Source organism: Microbulbifer sp. THAF38 (genome assembly GCF_009363535.1).
In the GTDB taxonomy this organism is placed as follows: Bacteria; Pseudomonadota; Gammaproteobacteria; order Pseudomonadales; family Cellvibrionaceae; genus Microbulbifer.
In genome coordinates, this window is record NZ_CP045369.1 from 1,995,130 (window position 1) to 2,010,430 (window position 15,301).

At 45.5% G+C, this 15,301-nt stretch carries 16 protein-coding genes; 9 read left to right on the forward strand and 7 right to left on the reverse strand.

Features of this window, described 5'->3' with window-relative positions:
- The first annotated feature begins 10 nt into the window (after positions 1-10).
- From nqrF to FIU95_RS08555, 6 genes are all read left to right on the forward strand, one after another.
- Complete coding sequence (gene nqrF / locus FIU95_RS08530; protein WP_152453280.1) at positions 11-1,234, forward strand: NADH:ubiquinone reductase (Na(+)-transporting) subunit F; 1,224 nt, start codon at positions 11-13, stop codon at positions 1,232-1,234.
- A gap of 14 nt (positions 1,235-1,248) precedes the next feature.
- Entirely contained in the window at positions 1,249-2,307 is a 1,059-nt protein-coding gene (locus tag FIU95_RS08535; protein ID WP_152453282.1) for an FAD:protein FMN transferase, read from the forward strand.
- Complete coding sequence (nqrM, locus tag FIU95_RS08540; RefSeq protein ID WP_152453284.1) at positions 2,307-2,549, forward strand: (Na+)-NQR maturation NqrM; 243 nt, start codon at positions 2,307-2,309, stop codon at positions 2,547-2,549. The genes FIU95_RS08535 and nqrM overlap by 1 nt, the downstream gene beginning before the upstream one ends.
- 132 nt (positions 2,550-2,681) lie before the next feature.
- Entirely contained in the window at positions 2,682-4,079 is a 1,398-nt protein-coding gene (gene sthA / locus FIU95_RS08545) for a Si-specific NAD(P)(+) transhydrogenase (protein ID WP_152453286.1), read from the forward strand.
- Positions 4,076-4,540, forward strand: coding sequence for a thioesterase family protein (locus tag FIU95_RS08550; RefSeq protein WP_152453288.1), 465 nt, complete (start codon positions 4,076-4,078; stop codon positions 4,538-4,540). The genes sthA and FIU95_RS08550 overlap by 4 nt, the downstream gene beginning before the upstream one ends.
- 82 nt (positions 4,541-4,622) lie before the next feature.
- Positions 4,623-5,069, forward strand: coding sequence for an N-acetyltransferase (locus tag FIU95_RS08555; protein WP_172975358.1), 447 nt, complete (start codon positions 4,623-4,625; stop codon positions 5,067-5,069).
- 80 nt (positions 5,070-5,149) lie between these two features.
- Here the strand turns inward: FIU95_RS08555 and FIU95_RS08560 are convergent, their stop codons facing one another.
- The gene (locus FIU95_RS08560; protein WP_152453292.1) at positions 5,150-6,130 is read right to left on the reverse strand and encodes an integron integrase; all 981 of its coding nucleotides are present in this window, start codon (positions 6,128-6,130) and stop codon (positions 5,150-5,152) included.
- 361 nt (positions 6,131-6,491) lie between these two features.
- On the opposite strand from FIU95_RS08560, the gene FIU95_RS08565 reads away from it, so the two are divergent.
- The gene (locus FIU95_RS08565; RefSeq protein WP_152453294.1) at positions 6,492-8,756 is read left to right on the forward strand and encodes an ATP-binding protein; all 2,265 of its coding nucleotides are present in this window, start codon (positions 6,492-6,494) and stop codon (positions 8,754-8,756) included.
- A gap of 818 nt (positions 8,757-9,574) precedes the next feature.
- The gene (locus FIU95_RS08570; RefSeq protein WP_216646322.1) at positions 9,575-10,642 is read left to right on the forward strand and encodes an endonuclease/exonuclease/phosphatase family protein; all 1,068 of its coding nucleotides are present in this window, start codon (positions 9,575-9,577) and stop codon (positions 10,640-10,642) included.
- A gap of 389 nt (positions 10,643-11,031) precedes the next feature.
- On the opposite strand, the gene FIU95_RS08575 is transcribed toward FIU95_RS08570, so the two are convergent.
- From FIU95_RS08575 to trmA, 4 genes are all read right to left on the reverse strand, one after another.
- Positions 11,032-11,586, reverse strand: coding sequence for a BON domain-containing protein (locus FIU95_RS08575; protein WP_216646323.1), 555 nt, complete (start codon positions 11,584-11,586; stop codon positions 11,032-11,034).
- A gap of 34 nt (positions 11,587-11,620) precedes the next feature.
- Entirely contained in the window at positions 11,621-12,130 is a 510-nt protein-coding gene (locus FIU95_RS08580) for a hypothetical protein (protein ID WP_152453298.1), read from the reverse strand.
- A 435-nt stretch (positions 12,131-12,565) separates the two neighbouring features.
- Entirely contained in the window at positions 12,566-12,763 is a 198-nt protein-coding gene (locus tag FIU95_RS08585) for a hypothetical protein (protein WP_216646324.1), read from the reverse strand.
- Between the two features lie 344 nt (positions 12,764-13,107).
- Positions 13,108-14,196 carry a tRNA (uridine(54)-C5)-methyltransferase TrmA gene (trmA, locus tag FIU95_RS08590; RefSeq protein WP_152453300.1) on the reverse strand — a complete coding sequence of 363 codons (1,089 nt, stop codon included), beginning with the start codon at positions 14,194-14,196 and terminating at the stop codon, positions 13,108-13,110.
- Positions 14,197-14,251: 55 nt separating this feature from the next.
- Here trmA and FIU95_RS08595 point away from each other — a divergent pair, with 55 nt between their 5' ends.
- A complete protein-coding gene (locus FIU95_RS08595) occupies positions 14,252-14,656 on the forward strand; it encodes a secondary thiamine-phosphate synthase enzyme YjbQ (RefSeq protein WP_152453301.1) in 405 nt (134 codons plus the stop codon).
- A gap of 9 nt (positions 14,657-14,665) precedes the next feature.
- On the opposite strand, the gene FIU95_RS08600 is transcribed toward FIU95_RS08595, so the two are convergent.
- The gene (locus tag FIU95_RS08600) at positions 14,666-15,001 is read right to left on the reverse strand and encodes a TusE/DsrC/DsvC family sulfur relay protein (protein ID WP_152453303.1); all 336 of its coding nucleotides are present in this window, start codon (positions 14,999-15,001) and stop codon (positions 14,666-14,668) included.
- A gap of 8 nt (positions 15,002-15,009) precedes the next feature.
- Positions 15,010-15,300: a sulfurtransferase complex subunit TusB gene (gene tusB, locus FIU95_RS08605; protein WP_152453305.1), complete on the reverse strand. Its 291-nt coding sequence runs from the start codon at positions 15,298-15,300 to the stop codon at positions 15,010-15,012.
- Position 15,301: the final 1 nt, after the last annotated feature.

The following is a 15,301-nucleotide window of genomic DNA, read 5'->3' on the forward strand; positions in this document are numbered from 1 at the left end:
AAACAATAGAATGAGTATTGAAATTATCCTCGGCGTAGCGATGTTTACCGTCATCGTACTGGCGCTGGTGGCGGTGATCCTTGCGGCCCGCTCGCGCCTGGTAAACACCGGCAACGTCAACATTTTGGTTAACGGTGAGAAGACTCTCACCGTACCGGCCGGCGGCAAGCTGCTGCAAACCCTGGCTGCCAATAATCTGTTCCTGGCCTCCGCCTGTGGTGGCGGTGGTAGCTGTGCGCAGTGTGTATGTAAAGTGACTGCGGGCGGTGGCGATATGCTGCCGACCGAAGCGGCTCACTTTACCCCGCGCGATGCGAAAGAAGGCAAGCGCCTTTCCTGTCAGGTTGCAGTTAAGCAGGACATGGAAATCGAAGTGCCGGAAGAGGTGTTCGGCGTGAAGCAGTGGGAGTGCACTGTGGAATCCAACCCCAACGTTGCCACCTTCATTAAAGAGCTGACCTTGCGTCTGCCCGAAGGCGAAAACGTTGATTTCCGCGCTGGCGGTTACGTTCAGCTGGAAGCCCCGGCTCACCACGTTAAATTTGCCGACTTCGAAGTGGAAGACCAGTACCGCGGTGATTGGGAGCACTTTGGCTTCTTCAAGCTGGAGTCCAAGGTCACCGAGCCAGTGGTTCGCGCCTACTCCATGGCTAACTACCCGGAAGAAAAGGGTGTTGTTAAGTTCAACATCCGTATCGCGACTCCGCCGCCCCGTACCGAGGGTATCCCGCCGGGTCAGATGTCTTCCTACGTGTTCAGCCTGAAGCCGGGTGACAAGATCAAGGTGTACGGACCCTTCGGTGAGTTCTTCGCCAAGGAAACCGACAACGAGATGGTGTTTATCGGTGGTGGTGCCGGTATGGCGCCGATGCGTTCACACATCTTCGACCAGCTCAAGCGTCTGCACTCCAAGCGCAAGATCAGCTTCTGGTACGGCGCGCGCTCTCTGCGCGAGATGTTCTACGAAGATGACTACAACGGCCTGGCTGCTGAGTTTGATAACTTCAAGTGGCACGTGGCGCTTTCCGATCCGCAGCCGGAAGATAACTGGACGGGTTATACGGGCTTCATTCACAACGTTGTGTATGAAAATTACCTGAAAGACCATCCGGCTCCGGAAGACTGTGAGTACTACATGTGTGGGCCGCCCATGATGAACGCCGCGGTAATCAATATGCTCAAAGACTTGGGCGTAGAGGATGAAAATATTCTCCTCGATGACTTCGGTGGTTAAACGGAGAGCTTAGTTTGCTAAACGCAATCAAAGCCCCGCAAAAAACAAAAACAGGGCCCGTTTTTCCGGCCCTGTTTTTGCTTTGTGTGGCTGTAATTTTTTCAGCCTGTACTCCAGGGGTGGAAAACTGGCAGCTCAGCGGCCGTACCATGGGTACCAGTTATCACATCACCCTAGTGGATGTTCCCGATGCTATAGACCGCAATGCGTTGCAGAAGCTGATCGATAGCGAGTTGCAGCAGGTCAACCAGGAGATGTCCACTTACATCAACGATTCCGAGTTGATGCTGCTAAATCGCGGCCCTATCGGCGAACCCATCCCGGTCAGCCAGCCACTCGCAGATATTGTAGAGATGTCCCTGGATATCTACCGTCGTAGCAATGGCGCCTTCGAGGTGACCGTTGGTCCTCTGGTCAATTTGTGGGGGTTTGGCCCCAAGCCTGAGCCGGAGCAGATTCCCGCTGATGCGGATATCGAACGCCTGCTAAAAGTTGTGGGATCTGATGCACTTTCGGTAACTCGTCAGCCGAATACCATCACCCGCCAGCGGCCCGTGGAAATAGATTTGTCGGCTATTGCCAAGGGGCATGGTGTCGACCGGGTCGCCTTGTTATTGGAGCGTCAAGGGGTTCGTAACTACCTGGTCGAGATCGGTGGTGAACTGCGAACCCGCGGGGTGAATCCAAAAGGTAAGGCTTGGCGAATTGGTATTGAAGCTCCAGATTCCTTCGGACAAATGGTTCAGCAGCCTATAGAGGTTAGTGGTAAAGCGGTGGCCACCAGTGGCGATTACCGCAATTACTATGAGCGCGATGGCATCCGCTATTCGCACAGTATCGACCCGCGTACCGGGCGGCCATTAACTCACAATCTCGCTTCGGTCACTGTGGTGGCTGAGAGTTGCGCAGAAGCTGATGGTTTGGCCACCGCCCTCAATGTACTTGGTGCTAAAGAAGGGTTGGATTTGGCTGAGAGGGACAACCTGGCCGTTTTTATGCTGGTTAAAACTGATAAAGGATTTGAAGAGCGGTTTAGCTCCGCTTTTGCTCCTTACCTAGAGAGGTCTGAGTAATGACAATTTTTATCTTTGCTTTTGTTGCCATGTTGTTAGTTGTCGCTGGCATGGCAATCGGCGCCATGGTGCAAAACAAGCCATTAAAAGGTTCCTGTGGTGGTTTGAATAATATTGGTATGAAGCAGGATTGCTCCATTTGTGGTGGCAATGACGACAAATGCGAAAAAGAGCAGGAGCGACAGCTTCAAGAAAAAGCTGCCGCTGAAGATCTTGCTTACGATGCCACTAAAAGCAAGTAAGCAGTCCCCAAGCCCGTGAGCAACGGGCTTGTAGTTTTATATCATTGGCACCAATCGTGCCGATTTTAATATTGAGTGTGAGTCGCTAGTACGGCTTACATTCCGTTTTGGAAAAAAGAATTAGAGCAATAGATGGCAGAGCAAAAGTTTGACTTGGTTGTAATTGGTTCTGGCCCCGCAGGTGAGGCCGCCGCAATGAGTGCCGCGAAAAAGGGCATGCGCGTCGCAGTGATTGAAAAACGCCAGGTAGTGGGTGGCAATTGTACCCATAAAGGCACTATTCCCTCCAAGGCACTGCGCCACTCTGTCAAACAATTAATGCGCTATAACACTCAGAGTGTTTTTCGTGCTCTGGGTGAGCCGCGCCGCCTAACGTTTCCCCAGGTGATGCAGACGGTCAATAAAGTGATTTCCTATCAAGTGGAAATGCACACTTCTTTTTATGCGCGTAACCGAGTTGAATTGATCGTTGGGGCAGCAAATTTCCGCGATGCTAATAGCGTGGAAGTACAACTGCCCGATGGTGCTATGGAAATTGTCACCGCGAAAAAATTTATTATCGCCACCGGCTCCCGCCCATATCGTCCCGCCGATGTAGACTTCGATCACGAGCGTGTTTACGACAGCGATATGATTCTGGATATGCAGCACACGCCGCATTCCATCATGATCTACGGCGCCGGCGTGATTGGCTGTGAATACGCTTCTATTTTTGCTGGTCTCGGCATCAAGGTAGATTTGATCAATACACGCAGTAGCCTATTGGAATTCCTGGATGATGAGATCTCTGATGCCCTGAGTTATCACCTACGGGATATGGGAGTCACTGTTCGTCACCAAGAAGAGTATGCGCGTGTACTCCCGAATGAACAGGGCGTAATTATGGAAATGCAATCTGGTAAGCGTATCCATGCCGATGCTCTACTCTGGTGTAACGGCCGTACAGGTAATACCAGCTCCCTGGGACTGGAAAATGTCGGCCTCGAAGCCAACCATCGCGGCCAGTTAAGCGTGGATGATCACTACTGTACTGAGGTGGAAAATATCTTTGCCGTCGGCGATGTTATTGGTTGGCCCAGCCTTGCCAGTGCCTCCTATGACCAGGGTAGGGCGGTAGCGGCGGCCATAGCCGGCCGCGGGCACCGTGTAATCGAGGATGCGCCCACTGGTATTTATACCTTACCGGAAATTTCCTCAGTGGGTAAAACCGAATCCGAACTCACCGCTGCCAAGGTACCCTATGAGGTGGGGCGCGCGCTCTTTAAGCACACAGCGCGGGCTCAGATATCCGGCGAGCGCGTGGGCATGCTTAAGATTCTATTCCATATCGAGACCCGTGAGATCCTAGGCATCCACTGTTTTGGTGCTGAGGCGGCAGAGATCGTGCATATTGGCCAGGCCATCATGAAGCAGCCCTCTCCAAATAACACTATTGATTATTTCGTGAATACCACATTCAACTATCCCACCATGGCGGAGGCCTATCGCAGTGCCGCACTGGATGGCCTCAACCGGGTTGCACGGCTATGACAGAACCCTCACCCAGTGAGTTTCAGGAATTGGTAAAGGGTTTTTTTGAACAAATCCCTTTTAATCAACAAATTGGACTTGAGATGCGCTCCCTAGACCTAGAGGCACTTACTCTTTCCGCCGGCTTTCAACAACGTCCGGAGTTGATAGGTAACGTCTGGACGAATATTTTGCACGGCGGCGTAATTGCCACTGCTCTGGATACTGTCGGTGGCCTTACCGCAATGGTTGCTGCATATCAGCGCATGGGGGATTTGCACTGGAAAGAAAAAGCCGATCGCCTTTCTAAGCTGGGTACGGTAGATATGCGCGTGGATTATTTAAAGCCCGGAAGGGGGGAGCACTTTCTCTGTGAAGGCTCGATTCTACGCACGGGCAATAAACTCGTGGTTGCGCGCATGGAGTTAAGTAATGACCGGGAAGAATTAATTGCTACTGGGACTGCGACATTTCTCTACTGATGTCCCCTTGGGTTAGTTGCAAGAACTGACTTGCAGCTAATTCGGTAAGCTGAAATGCTTTTGTAAATTGCGAGGGGACTTTGTGAAAATATTACGATGTGAAAGCCATCATGTGCCTGAGGTGGCTCAATTATTTGATGAATACAGGGTGTTTTGTGGCTATAAATCGGACTTAATTGGAACTGAGTCTTTTCTAACCAGCTTGATCGACAGTCAGGCTTCCACACTTTTTATAGCAATAGATTCCGAGTGTCCTGAGGTAATGGGTTTTGTGAATCTTTATCCCAGCTTTTCTTCCCTTGCTCTTGCACGTCTGTGGATTTTAAATGACTTAGGGGTGTCAAACCGCTATAGGGGGAGGGGCGTTTCTAAGAAGCTGATCCAGGCTGCGATAGATTTTGCAAAGGAAACTCAGGCCATTCGTATTGAACTTAAAACAGAGAAAAGAAACAATCGCGCACGTCAATTATATCAGTCTTTAGGTTTTGAGATTGACTGTGAAAATATTTACTACAGAGTACCTTGTTAAAAAGCAACGGGTCTTTTAGTAGAGAGTGAGAGAAGGACTTAAAGCTCAGCAGTTTTTAGAGGTCTTGCCTGGGGCTCAATCTAATCTAATGGACTGTTAATTTCACGTTCATGTACACCAATCACATGAGTGTAGATCATCGTAGTACTTATATCATTGTGACCAAGAAGCTCTTGAATATTGCGAATGTCTGCACCCGATCGTAATAGGTTGGTAGCGAATGAATGCCTGAAGGTGTGACAGCTGGCTTTTTTTCGTATACCCAAGGTCGAAATAGCCCTAGCAACTGCACGTCTAATCTGTTGTTCCGCTAGATGATGCCTTCGTATGATTCCGCTACGAGGATCCAGCGAACGCTCTCTGGCTGGGAACAGATACTGCCAGGCAGGGTTAGTTTCCGCTTTTGGGTACTTTTTCGACAGGGCAAATGGTAAATAGACCTTACCAAAACCTTCTGCAAGATCTTGCTTGTGTATGGTCAGTGCCGTATGGATTTGTACCCGAATAGGTTCAACCAGAGAATTGGGCAGAAGGGTTCTTCGCCACTTTTCACCCTTGGATTCCCTTACCACCAAGAATTGATCAGAGAAATCCACATCTTGTACTCGAAGCCGAACCGCCTCCATCACACGGAGACCTGATCCATACATCAATGATGCAGCGAGTTTAGCCGGACCGTTCAGCTTGCTTAAAATCCCAGTGGCTTCCTGATGGCTAAAAACCACAGGCAGCCGCCGTGGGCGGTGGCTACCTTCAAATTGAAGCTGCCCCAAGTCGACACCCATAAATTGCTTATATAAAAAAACAATCGCATTTAAGGCTGTTCTTTGTGTATTGACTGATACAGAGCGGTTGGCAGCTAGGTGACTTAACCAAAGGTCCACTTCAGGCTTGCCGAGGTCTTCTGGCCGCTGCATTTTATTGAAGCGGATAAAATCCTTAATCCAATAACAATAGGTCTGCTCAGTCTTATAGGCTAAGTATCGAGAGCGCATAAAAGTACGTAAACGATCCATAAATTGGGATGGATGCTTGGGGATAGGTACAGGAATGTCATCCATTTCAAAATACCTGTTATGTATTTATGTACAGTATTGTGGAGGAAGTGACCGGATTGCAAATCGAATTTCAATCAATTTGATTGTTATTTTGAGGTTTTGGAGTATTTCATTTAAAAAGTTAATAAATACAGAGAGTTATGAGTAAATAGAAATTCCTGGATAGTAATCATGTCGATCACTTTTCCATTGAGTACGATAGTGCAAATTCAAGGTAAGTTTCTGACTTAAGTGGATATTTGGAAAGTTGACGCAGGATTGCTTCCGGGATAACAATCAGGATAATAGAGGGCGTTGTGATTACTATATAAATGTTACACGTCAGTCACCACATGAAGTGTCAACCGAAAAATGGATGTCATAGATGAATAAGCTTTCGCAAAAAGAAAGGGTCGTATCACTAGGGATAGATCTTCTTCTGCTTTTGATTATTTGTACCATAGCATTTGGCAGCTTATACCCACCAGTAGGTGATAGTGGATTCTGGTTTTACGCCGCATTGCTCAGCGTTCTTGTCGGGTCAAAAATAGTAACCCCATTTTATGTAAAGCCTGTTGATGCTATTTCATATTCAGTCCCTGCATTTGTATCACTAATGCTTGTGAATAGTTGGGCTACGTGGCCGATTGAGACTAAGATTGCATTTTTTGCGGTGTCATCACTATCTGGATTGATTTTAATTATTTCGTTGCTAGCTATCATTCTGAATAATTGGGGTAGTGAAAGGATACAAAAGGTCTCAAATAAAATTCGGATATTTCTTGAAGTGTTCGCAAAACCTCAAGTTATCTACACTCCAATTATTATATTTGCGATGTATTCCTATCACATTGGGAAGCCAAATGAATTAATACTAATATCTATAGCCATATTGCTTACAGTAGCTATGTCGGCTGGGGATGTTTTAGTTAAGACATTCAACAGGATTAGAAAAACAACTAAGATAGGCCAGCAGGTATCTAGCGTCGCAGAAATTGCGGCTTACCAGCAGCCAAAAATCATTCTACTTCGTCAAGCTAAAGATAACGATTTGCCGCTTAAGAAAATTGTCTACGTAAAAGATAAGCATTCCAACTCTAAGTTGGCTCTTACACTTGATTTAGTCGGTCGAGATAATGGTGTTCTGACTCGCTCTGTTGAAATTGCAAGCCTCCAATCTGGACAATATCAAGAGCTCGAGTCTGTTGTTTCAAATGACTCGGTTGCGGTAATTGAAGAAGAATATCTTCTAGAAATTTGTGCTACAGAAGGAATTGATTTGGCATCTGGGGATAGCGTTGTTGGTATTGTAGCACCCGACACTTCAATTGAGAGGTTGTTCTTTGAGGTAGTAGATAACTCAAATATTGAAGAAGGACGCCTAGTAACCGTAAACATACAAGGCCAAAAGGTTCTCTATCAAATCGTTGGCGGTTTGACGAGAGAAGAAGCCGTACATCAAAAAAATACTTATGGTTATTTGCGAGTTCAAGCGCAGCAAGTCGGTGTTTGGAACGAACAGCAGAGAAAATTCACTCAGTTTAGTTGGCTGCCTAACATCAATGAACCGGTATATCTTGAGGCGCAAGAAAACTACGCTATTGAGCCAGATACTATAGGTCACTTTCCCGATAGCAATTACCAAGTAAAAATTGGAAATATAAATCATTTAGTAACTCATAATACGGCGATTCTTGGGATTCTTGGCGTAGGAAAGTCCATGCTCGCAATAGAGTTGCTAGAGAGAATGATGGTCGAGGGAATTAAAGTTGTATGTCTAGATCTAACGGATCAATATTCATCAGAACTGTCGGACTATTATAACGCTCCATATGAAGAAGAATGTATTCAAAGGCTAAGAGCTGCCACTGATCAAGATCGAGATGTATGGCAGGAAAATCCGGAGCAAGGCGGTAGCTTACCTAATTTGAAGAATGCATTTTTCGAAGATTTAAATAGATTTATTAACAATTCAGATGGGCATCTTCTAAAAATTTATAACCCAGCAGAGTTTGTTGCTACACGACAAGATAGGGCGCCAGGTAGCTTTCAAACTAGGGGCCAGTGGCAGCGTGGCGCTCCACTATTTAGTGTTACACCTGTAGAAATTACGAAAATTGTATCAGAGACTGTTCTTGATATTCTATCTGCCGAAATGTCAGACAATGCTAGGGTTTGTTTGGTTTATGAAGAAGCCCACTCGCTTGTTCCAGAATGGAACTCTGTTGTTGCAGAAGGTGATAAGCACGCAACTAGCGGTACAGCTAGAGCAATTCTCCAAGGAAGAAAGTTTGGTCTTGGATGCTTGCTGATTACACAGAGGACAGCAAATGTTACGAAAACTATCCTCAATCAGTGCAATACTATATTCGCTATGCGCACATTTGATGATACTGGAAAGGAATTTCTAGGTAATTATATTGGAAAAGATTACGCTCAATCTTTGTCTTCAGTAAAAGAGCGTCATGCAGTCTTCTTTGGTAGAGGATCTAGTTGTGAAAACCCAGTTTTGATGAAAGTAAACAATAGAGATGATTTTTTGAGATCATATAGAGGAATACATCAACCCCCTGTATTTCCTCCAGTAGACTCTATTCCTGCTCAAGAACAACAACTAGAACCTGAGTTCGATGATGATGTCCCGTTCTGAAAAAACGTGTAACAAGTCAAAGCACTCGGACTTGTTAAAGTTGTCATCTTTTTTGTGTCAAAAAGAGCCGCCAACTTCACCAAGTCGGTGTTTGAGGCGTTAAATGCAAAACTTACCCACGTTTAATAGACACCCTGTATTGTTAGATTTAGGCCTAACATGAGTTAGAGTATATGAACTTATAGATATAAAGTTTGCACAGAAGATAAGCCAATAGATATTGGCCTTTGACATAGCTCTCGAGCTCCAATGACCTGAGTTGAGTATGAATATAAAGGATGAAGAGTATTACGATGCTATGTGAGCGGAGAGCGGAAATTCCTACCCAAGTTATTCAGGTATGGTTAATGGTATTGAGTCTCCCTTGAAATATCTGGCCTCTAGGTTTACGGCGAAAACTACTGGCTCAAGTCTCTCGTGAGTACTATAAGTACTCTTTAAACAGTCAAGCACAATCACTACTACTATTTATGCGCTGGCTGAATCTCGCGACCTGTAAAAGTTCTCCGCTATGACCTAACACTGAACTACATTTTTCTAGCCTCTAGATCTAAAAACTCTTCAGTAGATCTTTATTCAACTCTATTAGATTTTCTGGCCATATTATCCATGCATGTAGCTTTCAGGTAAGTATTCCAATACTATCTACTTGAGTTGGAAAGCAGTGAATAAAGCGACACTGGGATATCTACTAAATTTTCGAATTAGTCTGGGTGAAGTTAAGTGTGGAATTTTTGTATTGGCATCTTCTATCTAACCAATAGATTAACCGAGCTTATATTTTGATGTTTATATTCATAGTAATCTATAGCGTTGTAATGGCAATATTTACCCTGCTACCTACTTTAAGGTATGAGGCTTGGTATATACGCGGATTTGATTTTCCGAGATTGCAGTTCTCAATATTGTTAATTTTTCTTTTGATACTTCAATGTATTTTTCTTGATTTTAGTAGCCCCATGGCTTACGGCTTGGTTCTAGTTAGTCTTTTTTGCTTAGGATGTCAGTTGTGGCGGATAGTTCCTTACATGTTTCTTTTCCCAATTCAAGTGGGGCGTGTAAGTTCACGGGAAGGACATCTTGAGGATTACGATAACATTAGTATTTTGACTGCTAATGTACAAGGTTCAAATAGAAGAGCAGCAGACTTTTTAGATATCGTTAAGCGGTATAATCCGGACATTATACTCACGCTTGAGTCCAATAAATGGTGGCAGTCTCAGCTAGACACGTTAGAAGCAAGCTATCCATATACGATAAAGTGTCCTCTCGAAAATTTATATGGGATGCACGTTTATTCCAAGCTCCCTTTGTCGGATAGTCAAATACAATTTTTGGTTGAAGATAATGTGCCTTCTATGCACACTCTGGTTCAGACTCCTCAAGGCCATATGATTAATGCTCATTTTTTGCATCCTGCCCCTCCAAGTCCAACTGAAAATGATACTTCTGAAGAGAGGGATGCGGAGCTCCTGGTTGTTGCAGAAAAAGTGAAGGACAAGACTTCGCCCATTATCGTTGCAGGCGACTTTAATGATGTGACTTGGTCTCGTACTACACGACTATTCAGAAAAGTTAGTGGGCTGCTAGATCCACGTATTGGGCGAGGCCTGTTTAATACTTTTCATGCTAAATATTGGTTTATACGTTGGCCATTGGATCATTTGTTCCACAGTAAACACTTTAAACTACTAAGTATTCAGCGTTTACAGGAGTTTGGTTCTGACCATTTCCCTTTATTGATCCATTTGCAGATTCAGGCTCAAGTTGTAGCTGATGAAAGTACAGAATCATTGGCACCAAGAGAGGAGAGCGTAGCTCAAGAAAAGACCGCTCAGCAAAATGTTGATGTTAGTGATGTGGCTTCTTTGGGAAGTTCAAAGTAGTTGGTAGCGTTGCTCTAAGGCATATAGTGTTATGCCTTAAGTTTTCAGGTGTTAGTGATTAATTTATACTTTGACTAATGACTAAGTAATAGTTCGGCAATGACTTCTTTTTATATTGTGGGGTTGATTCGGGGGTAGAAATGCTCATTGAATCTTTTAAGGTCGTCAGGAGAGAATAGAGGGGGGGTGCGGGTTGGCAAAAATGGTAGGGCTAAATTTATTTAAATTAAACTTCGGTTAGATTGGGCAAGCGATTAAGGATCATTCACTTGCACATACATGCTGTCCGTTCTTACTGCTGATTTTTATTAAAAATCCGTTTCTTGTAGAAAATTGTGGGCTAAATATTTATAGAGTGGAGGGGCTGCTTTGCAGCCCCTCAAGACTTATTATCCGGTTACTTTTAGCTTGTTAACCACCTTTTGCACATCGTCGGTATTCTCTGCGATGGCCTGCGCTAGGTCTTTCTGAGCGCTAGACTTGACGGAGCCTTTAAGGGTAATCGTGCCTTCTTGAGCAGACACATCAATCTTAGTTCCGGAGACTTCTCGGTCAAGCAATAATCGTGTTTTTACAACGGTGGCAATCTTGGTGTCTGTATATTCCTTTGAGATGCTTTCTCCAAGGCTTTCTTTGTTGACGACAGTAAGTTTGTTATTAACTTTCTTGACGCCATCAATGCCAGTAATTAGTTCCTCTGCGAGACGTTTATCGATATTACTTTCCACCTCGCCTGTCAGCATAACTACACCATTATTGACATCAGTATCAATGGCAAAATTGTTTAGGTTCTCATTGAGTAATAGGATGGTCTCTGCTTTTCCGTCGAGCCATGCATCACTCATAGTTAAGCTTTTCTGATCTGATTTTTCCCCTGCCATAGCACCAGCTGAAAAGGATACTGCGATGATGGCGGCGCTAAGAGTGCTTTTCATAAGATTCATAAATTACTCCATTCTTTGCTTGTGACACAGTAACTCAAGCAGCTTTCATGCCAAGTTTTTCTGATGATGTTTTCATGCTTTTTTCTTGGTTAAGGGTAATAAGGTGTTTTTCCAGTTGTTCGATAGCTGTTTGTTGCTTTGCTGTTAGTGCGGAGAGCGCCATTCTCAGGTGGCTATCGCCTGTGGATTGGATAACTTTTAGCTGATGAAAACTCTGTAATTTTTCACATTCAATGAGTCTGTTAATTAGTCTTTTGGGAGGATGTTTTATGATTATGGCAATTGGTCGTCGTTCTATTATCCACTTTTTTATCGAAAGTGATGTGTTGAAGGAGGCTCCGTCAAGTAAATTTTTTACATTCTCATGTAAATCTTTCAAATTCTTGAAAGTCTCCCTAATGCTTGGATTTCCTATGTTACCTAGACCGGTTTTATAAAATAGCCTGGCATTTAAGCTTAGGTAGTAGATGGTGTTTATTTCATGCTCTATTGATTGTTGTGATAAGTTTGATGACGTTGATGGTTTCATTGGTAGATGTGACATTTTTTATCTCTATTAAATTCTGTGAGTTTGGGTAGGTTTAAGTGCCTACTATTGGGAATTTGTAAGTTGTTCATTGAGCTTCCTTTGAGGAAACTCAAGCTTTTATTCTATGTTGAGCGATGGGTGGTGATTTATAGCTGTAGGATGGTTTTATATCGGGGCAGTGTCGGTCAGAATTGGAGGCGCTGATTTCTTGAGTTCTGGGTGATTGCGGGCATGAAAAATATAGTATGAGTGTTTTGTTGTAATGTCTTAAATTTTAGTTCCGTATTCTATTGCTGTAGTTGGCTCCCGGATTCTTATTGAATGGAGCCTGCTTGAATTAAAATCTAATAATTAATTGATCTCTAGGGAAACGATCTGGGGCGTTTCCCTAGAGTAGATTTTTAGCAATATAAGGATGAGAAGGGTGTTTCATCTCCCCTTGCAAAACAACTAGCAGTCGGTATCTTTTGCATTGCCCCCCTCTTTAACTTCTTCACAAGCATCTTCAATCTGATTGCCGGCTTGCTCAGCTTTGTTGTCGATTCGCTCTCCGAGGGTTTCAGCAGATTGCTCCTCACAGGCTGCGAGAGAGAAACTGAATACTGCTGCAAGTAGAACTAAACTGAGTTTCTTCATTGAATTGTTCATGGGGCTCTCCTTTGGTCGAATTTTGGATCACTAAACTCTTTGCTAAAACTTGCTAGACAAAAAGTGTTTATTTCAATAATCCAGATAACTGTATCTGTAATAAAGCAAGAGCTATGCCAATTTGTTATTTTCAGTTTTTACAGGGTGAAAGGCTATTTTTACTGTTGGTAGGGATGGAGGCGTGAAAATATTTCAAGGGTCTATGTAATATCTTCACTTACTGCTCCTAGCTGTAAGGAAAGCTATCAAGCATTTTATTGTGAGACGGAAGAGATAATAGAGGTGAATCGAAGTAGACTTGGGGGCGACACAGTGATGCCCCCAAGAATAAGCCCAACAGGGTTTTATTTACGAACCAGCATGAGGCCGGTTTCTGTGTGGTCTGTGTAGGGGAATTGATCGAATAGGGCAAAGCGCTCTATACGATGGGTTTTGCTTAAAAGCTTGAGGTTTTCCAGTTGGGTTTCCGGATTGCAGGAGATATACAAAATACGAGGAAAGCGCGCAACCATCGCACAGGTATCCTCATCCAGTCCTGCCCGGGGTGGATCTACCAATACAGTGTCAAAATTGTAGTCAGCTAGATCTATGTGAGAGAGGCGGCGAAATGGGCGAACCTTGTCTATAGCTTGGGTAAATTCCTCACTGGATAGACGCACGATATCCAGGTTGGTGACGCCATTGGCTTGAATATTTTCCTGGGCAGAATTGACCGAAACCTTGGAGATTTCTGTGGCCAGTACCTTCTCAAAATTTTCACTGAGCGGAATGGTGAAGTTGCCGTTTCCGCAGTAGAGTTCAAGCAGGTCGGTGGAGTTTTGCCCGCAAGCATTCTTCGCCCAATGGATCATGGAACGACAAATGTGCCCATTGGGTTGGGTAAAGCTGCCTTCTACTTGTTTGTACTGATACTTCTTGCCATCGATATCCAGTTGCTCGGTGACGAAGTCCCGCTCTAATACGACTTTCTGCTTGCGTGAGCGGCCTAGTATGGGAAAGCCCAGTTTTTCCTGTAGGGCTGTGGCTTCTTGCTCCCAGATTTCATCCAGCTTTTTGTGATAGATGAGTGTAATGAGCGCGTCACCACTCAATGTGGTGAGGAATTCGGCGGAGAACAGGCGTTTGCGCAGCACCTCGCTGCTGTTAACAGCCTCCAGTACCTTGGGCATCAGCTGATTCATCAGCTCTGAACCCACGGTGAATGTATCGATGATAAAAGGCTTCTTGTATTCGCCTTGGCGATACATAGCGTAATGGGCTACGCCGCCTTCATGCCAAACCTTGAACTCGGCGCGAAGCCGGTAGTGGATGGGCGGCGATGGAAACAGCTCGGGTTCCAGGTCGGTGAATTCCCGATAGGCCTCGGCCAAGCGCTTGGCCTTTTGATGGAGCTGTTGTTGATAGTCGTCGGTGTTAACGCGGTGCAGTGCCATATTAGAATACGGTAGTCTCATTGGTAGAGCGGGCGCGAATTATATAGGAATCCGTATGGCAATAGGTGAGATTGCAATAAGAGTGTCGGGGCAGGGGCTTCAGGAGTTTACTGGTCAGGTGGCTGATTGGGTTTCCAGGCAGAATGTGGGGGAGGGGCTTTGTACGCTATTTATTCAACATACCTCGGCGAGTCTGTTGATTCAGGAGAACGCAGACCCCAGCGCGCGCAGGGATCTGGAGCACTGGCTCAATCGGTTGGTGCCAGAGGATGACCCCCTTTACACCCATACTCTCGAGGGACCGGATGATATGCCGGCCCATATCAAGGCAGCTCTAACAGCCACTAGTCTTTCCATCCCCGTGCTGAATGGGCGACTTATGCTGGGCACTTGGCAGGGGGTCTACTTGTGGGAGCACCGCCACCATCACGGCGAGCGCAGAGTCATTCTGCATATCTAAGCGCCCATCCTAGAGACAGTTGGTGGGTTTGGGCAGCCCGGCGATCTTACTGGCAATCTTGGCGGGGCTGGGGGGGAATAGCTGCATTAGGTAGATGCTGCGCCCTTTCTCCGGGCCCAGACGTTGACCGATAAACTTTACTAACGGACGCATGGCGGGAGAGAGCTCGAATTGGCGGTAGAATTCCTGCAGTAGCTCAATCACTTCCCAGTGTGCACTCGAGAGCTCTATCTCCTCGGTTCGAGCCAGCTCTTCGGCGACATCGCGGTTCCAGTCATTTAAGTTGCGCAGGTAGCCCTCTTTGTCTAACGGGATTTCCTGGCCATTTACATTCAGGTTGCTCATTGTTCGTATCACCGGAACCAACTGACGATGGGATTATGCTCGGTGCATAGCTGCACCCAGCGGGTGTCGTCGATCATCTCTACCGAGTCAGATGCCGAGCTAGTCTGCAATCCGCGGGCTTGGCTATCGGCTGATAGGCAGTAGATCTTTGTTTTATGTAGACTCTGAAGGGCTTGGTGCTGTAGGGCGTAGACCCCGTCTTCGATCAAGAGCAGGGCATCGCCCTCGGCAAGGCTCTGCAGGCAATCGTGGAGGGCCTGGCAGCTAAAGGGAGATTTACTGACAACATGTAAGGTCATA

Excerpts from the sequence above, each read along its gene's own strand:
- nqrF (WP_152453280.1), top strand. The coding sequence starts at position 11 with ATGAGTATTGAAATTATCCTCGGCGTAGCGATGTTTACCGTCATCGTA.
- nqrM (WP_152453284.1), top strand. The coding sequence starts at position 2,307 with ATGACAATTTTTATCTTTGCTTTTGTTGCCATGTTGTTAGTTGTCGCT.
- FIU95_RS08560 (WP_152453292.1), bottom strand. The coding sequence starts at position 6,130 with ATGGATGACATTCCTGTACCTATCCCCAAGCATCCATCCCAATTTATG.
- FIU95_RS08565 (WP_152453294.1), top strand. The coding sequence starts at position 6,492 with ATGAATAAGCTTTCGCAAAAAGAAAGGGTCGTATCACTAGGGATAGAT.
- trmA (WP_152453300.1), bottom strand. The coding sequence starts at position 14,196 with ATGGCACTGCACCGCGTTAACACCGACGACTATCAACAACAGCTCCAT.
- FIU95_RS08575 (WP_216646323.1), bottom strand. The coding sequence starts at position 11,586 with ATGAATCTTATGAAAAGCACTCTTAGCGCCGCCATCATCGCAGTATCC.
- FIU95_RS08570 (WP_216646322.1), top strand. The coding sequence starts at position 9,575 with ATGGCAATATTTACCCTGCTACCTACTTTAAGGTATGAGGCTTGGTAT.
- FIU95_RS08580 (WP_152453298.1), bottom strand. The coding sequence starts at position 12,130 with ATGTCACATCTACCAATGAAACCATCAACGTCATCAAACTTATCACAA.
- sthA (WP_152453286.1), top strand. The coding sequence starts at position 2,682 with ATGGCAGAGCAAAAGTTTGACTTGGTTGTAATTGGTTCTGGCCCCGCA.
- FIU95_RS08550 (WP_152453288.1), top strand. The coding sequence starts at position 4,076 with ATGACAGAACCCTCACCCAGTGAGTTTCAGGAATTGGTAAAGGGTTTT.
- FIU95_RS08595 (WP_152453301.1), top strand. The coding sequence starts at position 14,252 with ATGGCAATAGGTGAGATTGCAATAAGAGTGTCGGGGCAGGGGCTTCAG.
- FIU95_RS08585 (WP_216646324.1), bottom strand. The coding sequence starts at position 12,763 with ATGAACAATTCAATGAAGAAACTCAGTTTAGTTCTACTTGCAGCAGTA.
- tusB (WP_152453305.1), bottom strand. The coding sequence starts at position 15,300 with ATGACCTTACATGTTGTCAGTAAATCTCCCTTTAGCTGCCAGGCCCTC.
- FIU95_RS08600 (WP_152453303.1), bottom strand. The coding sequence starts at position 15,001 with ATGAGCAACCTGAATGTAAATGGCCAGGAAATCCCGTTAGACAAAGAG.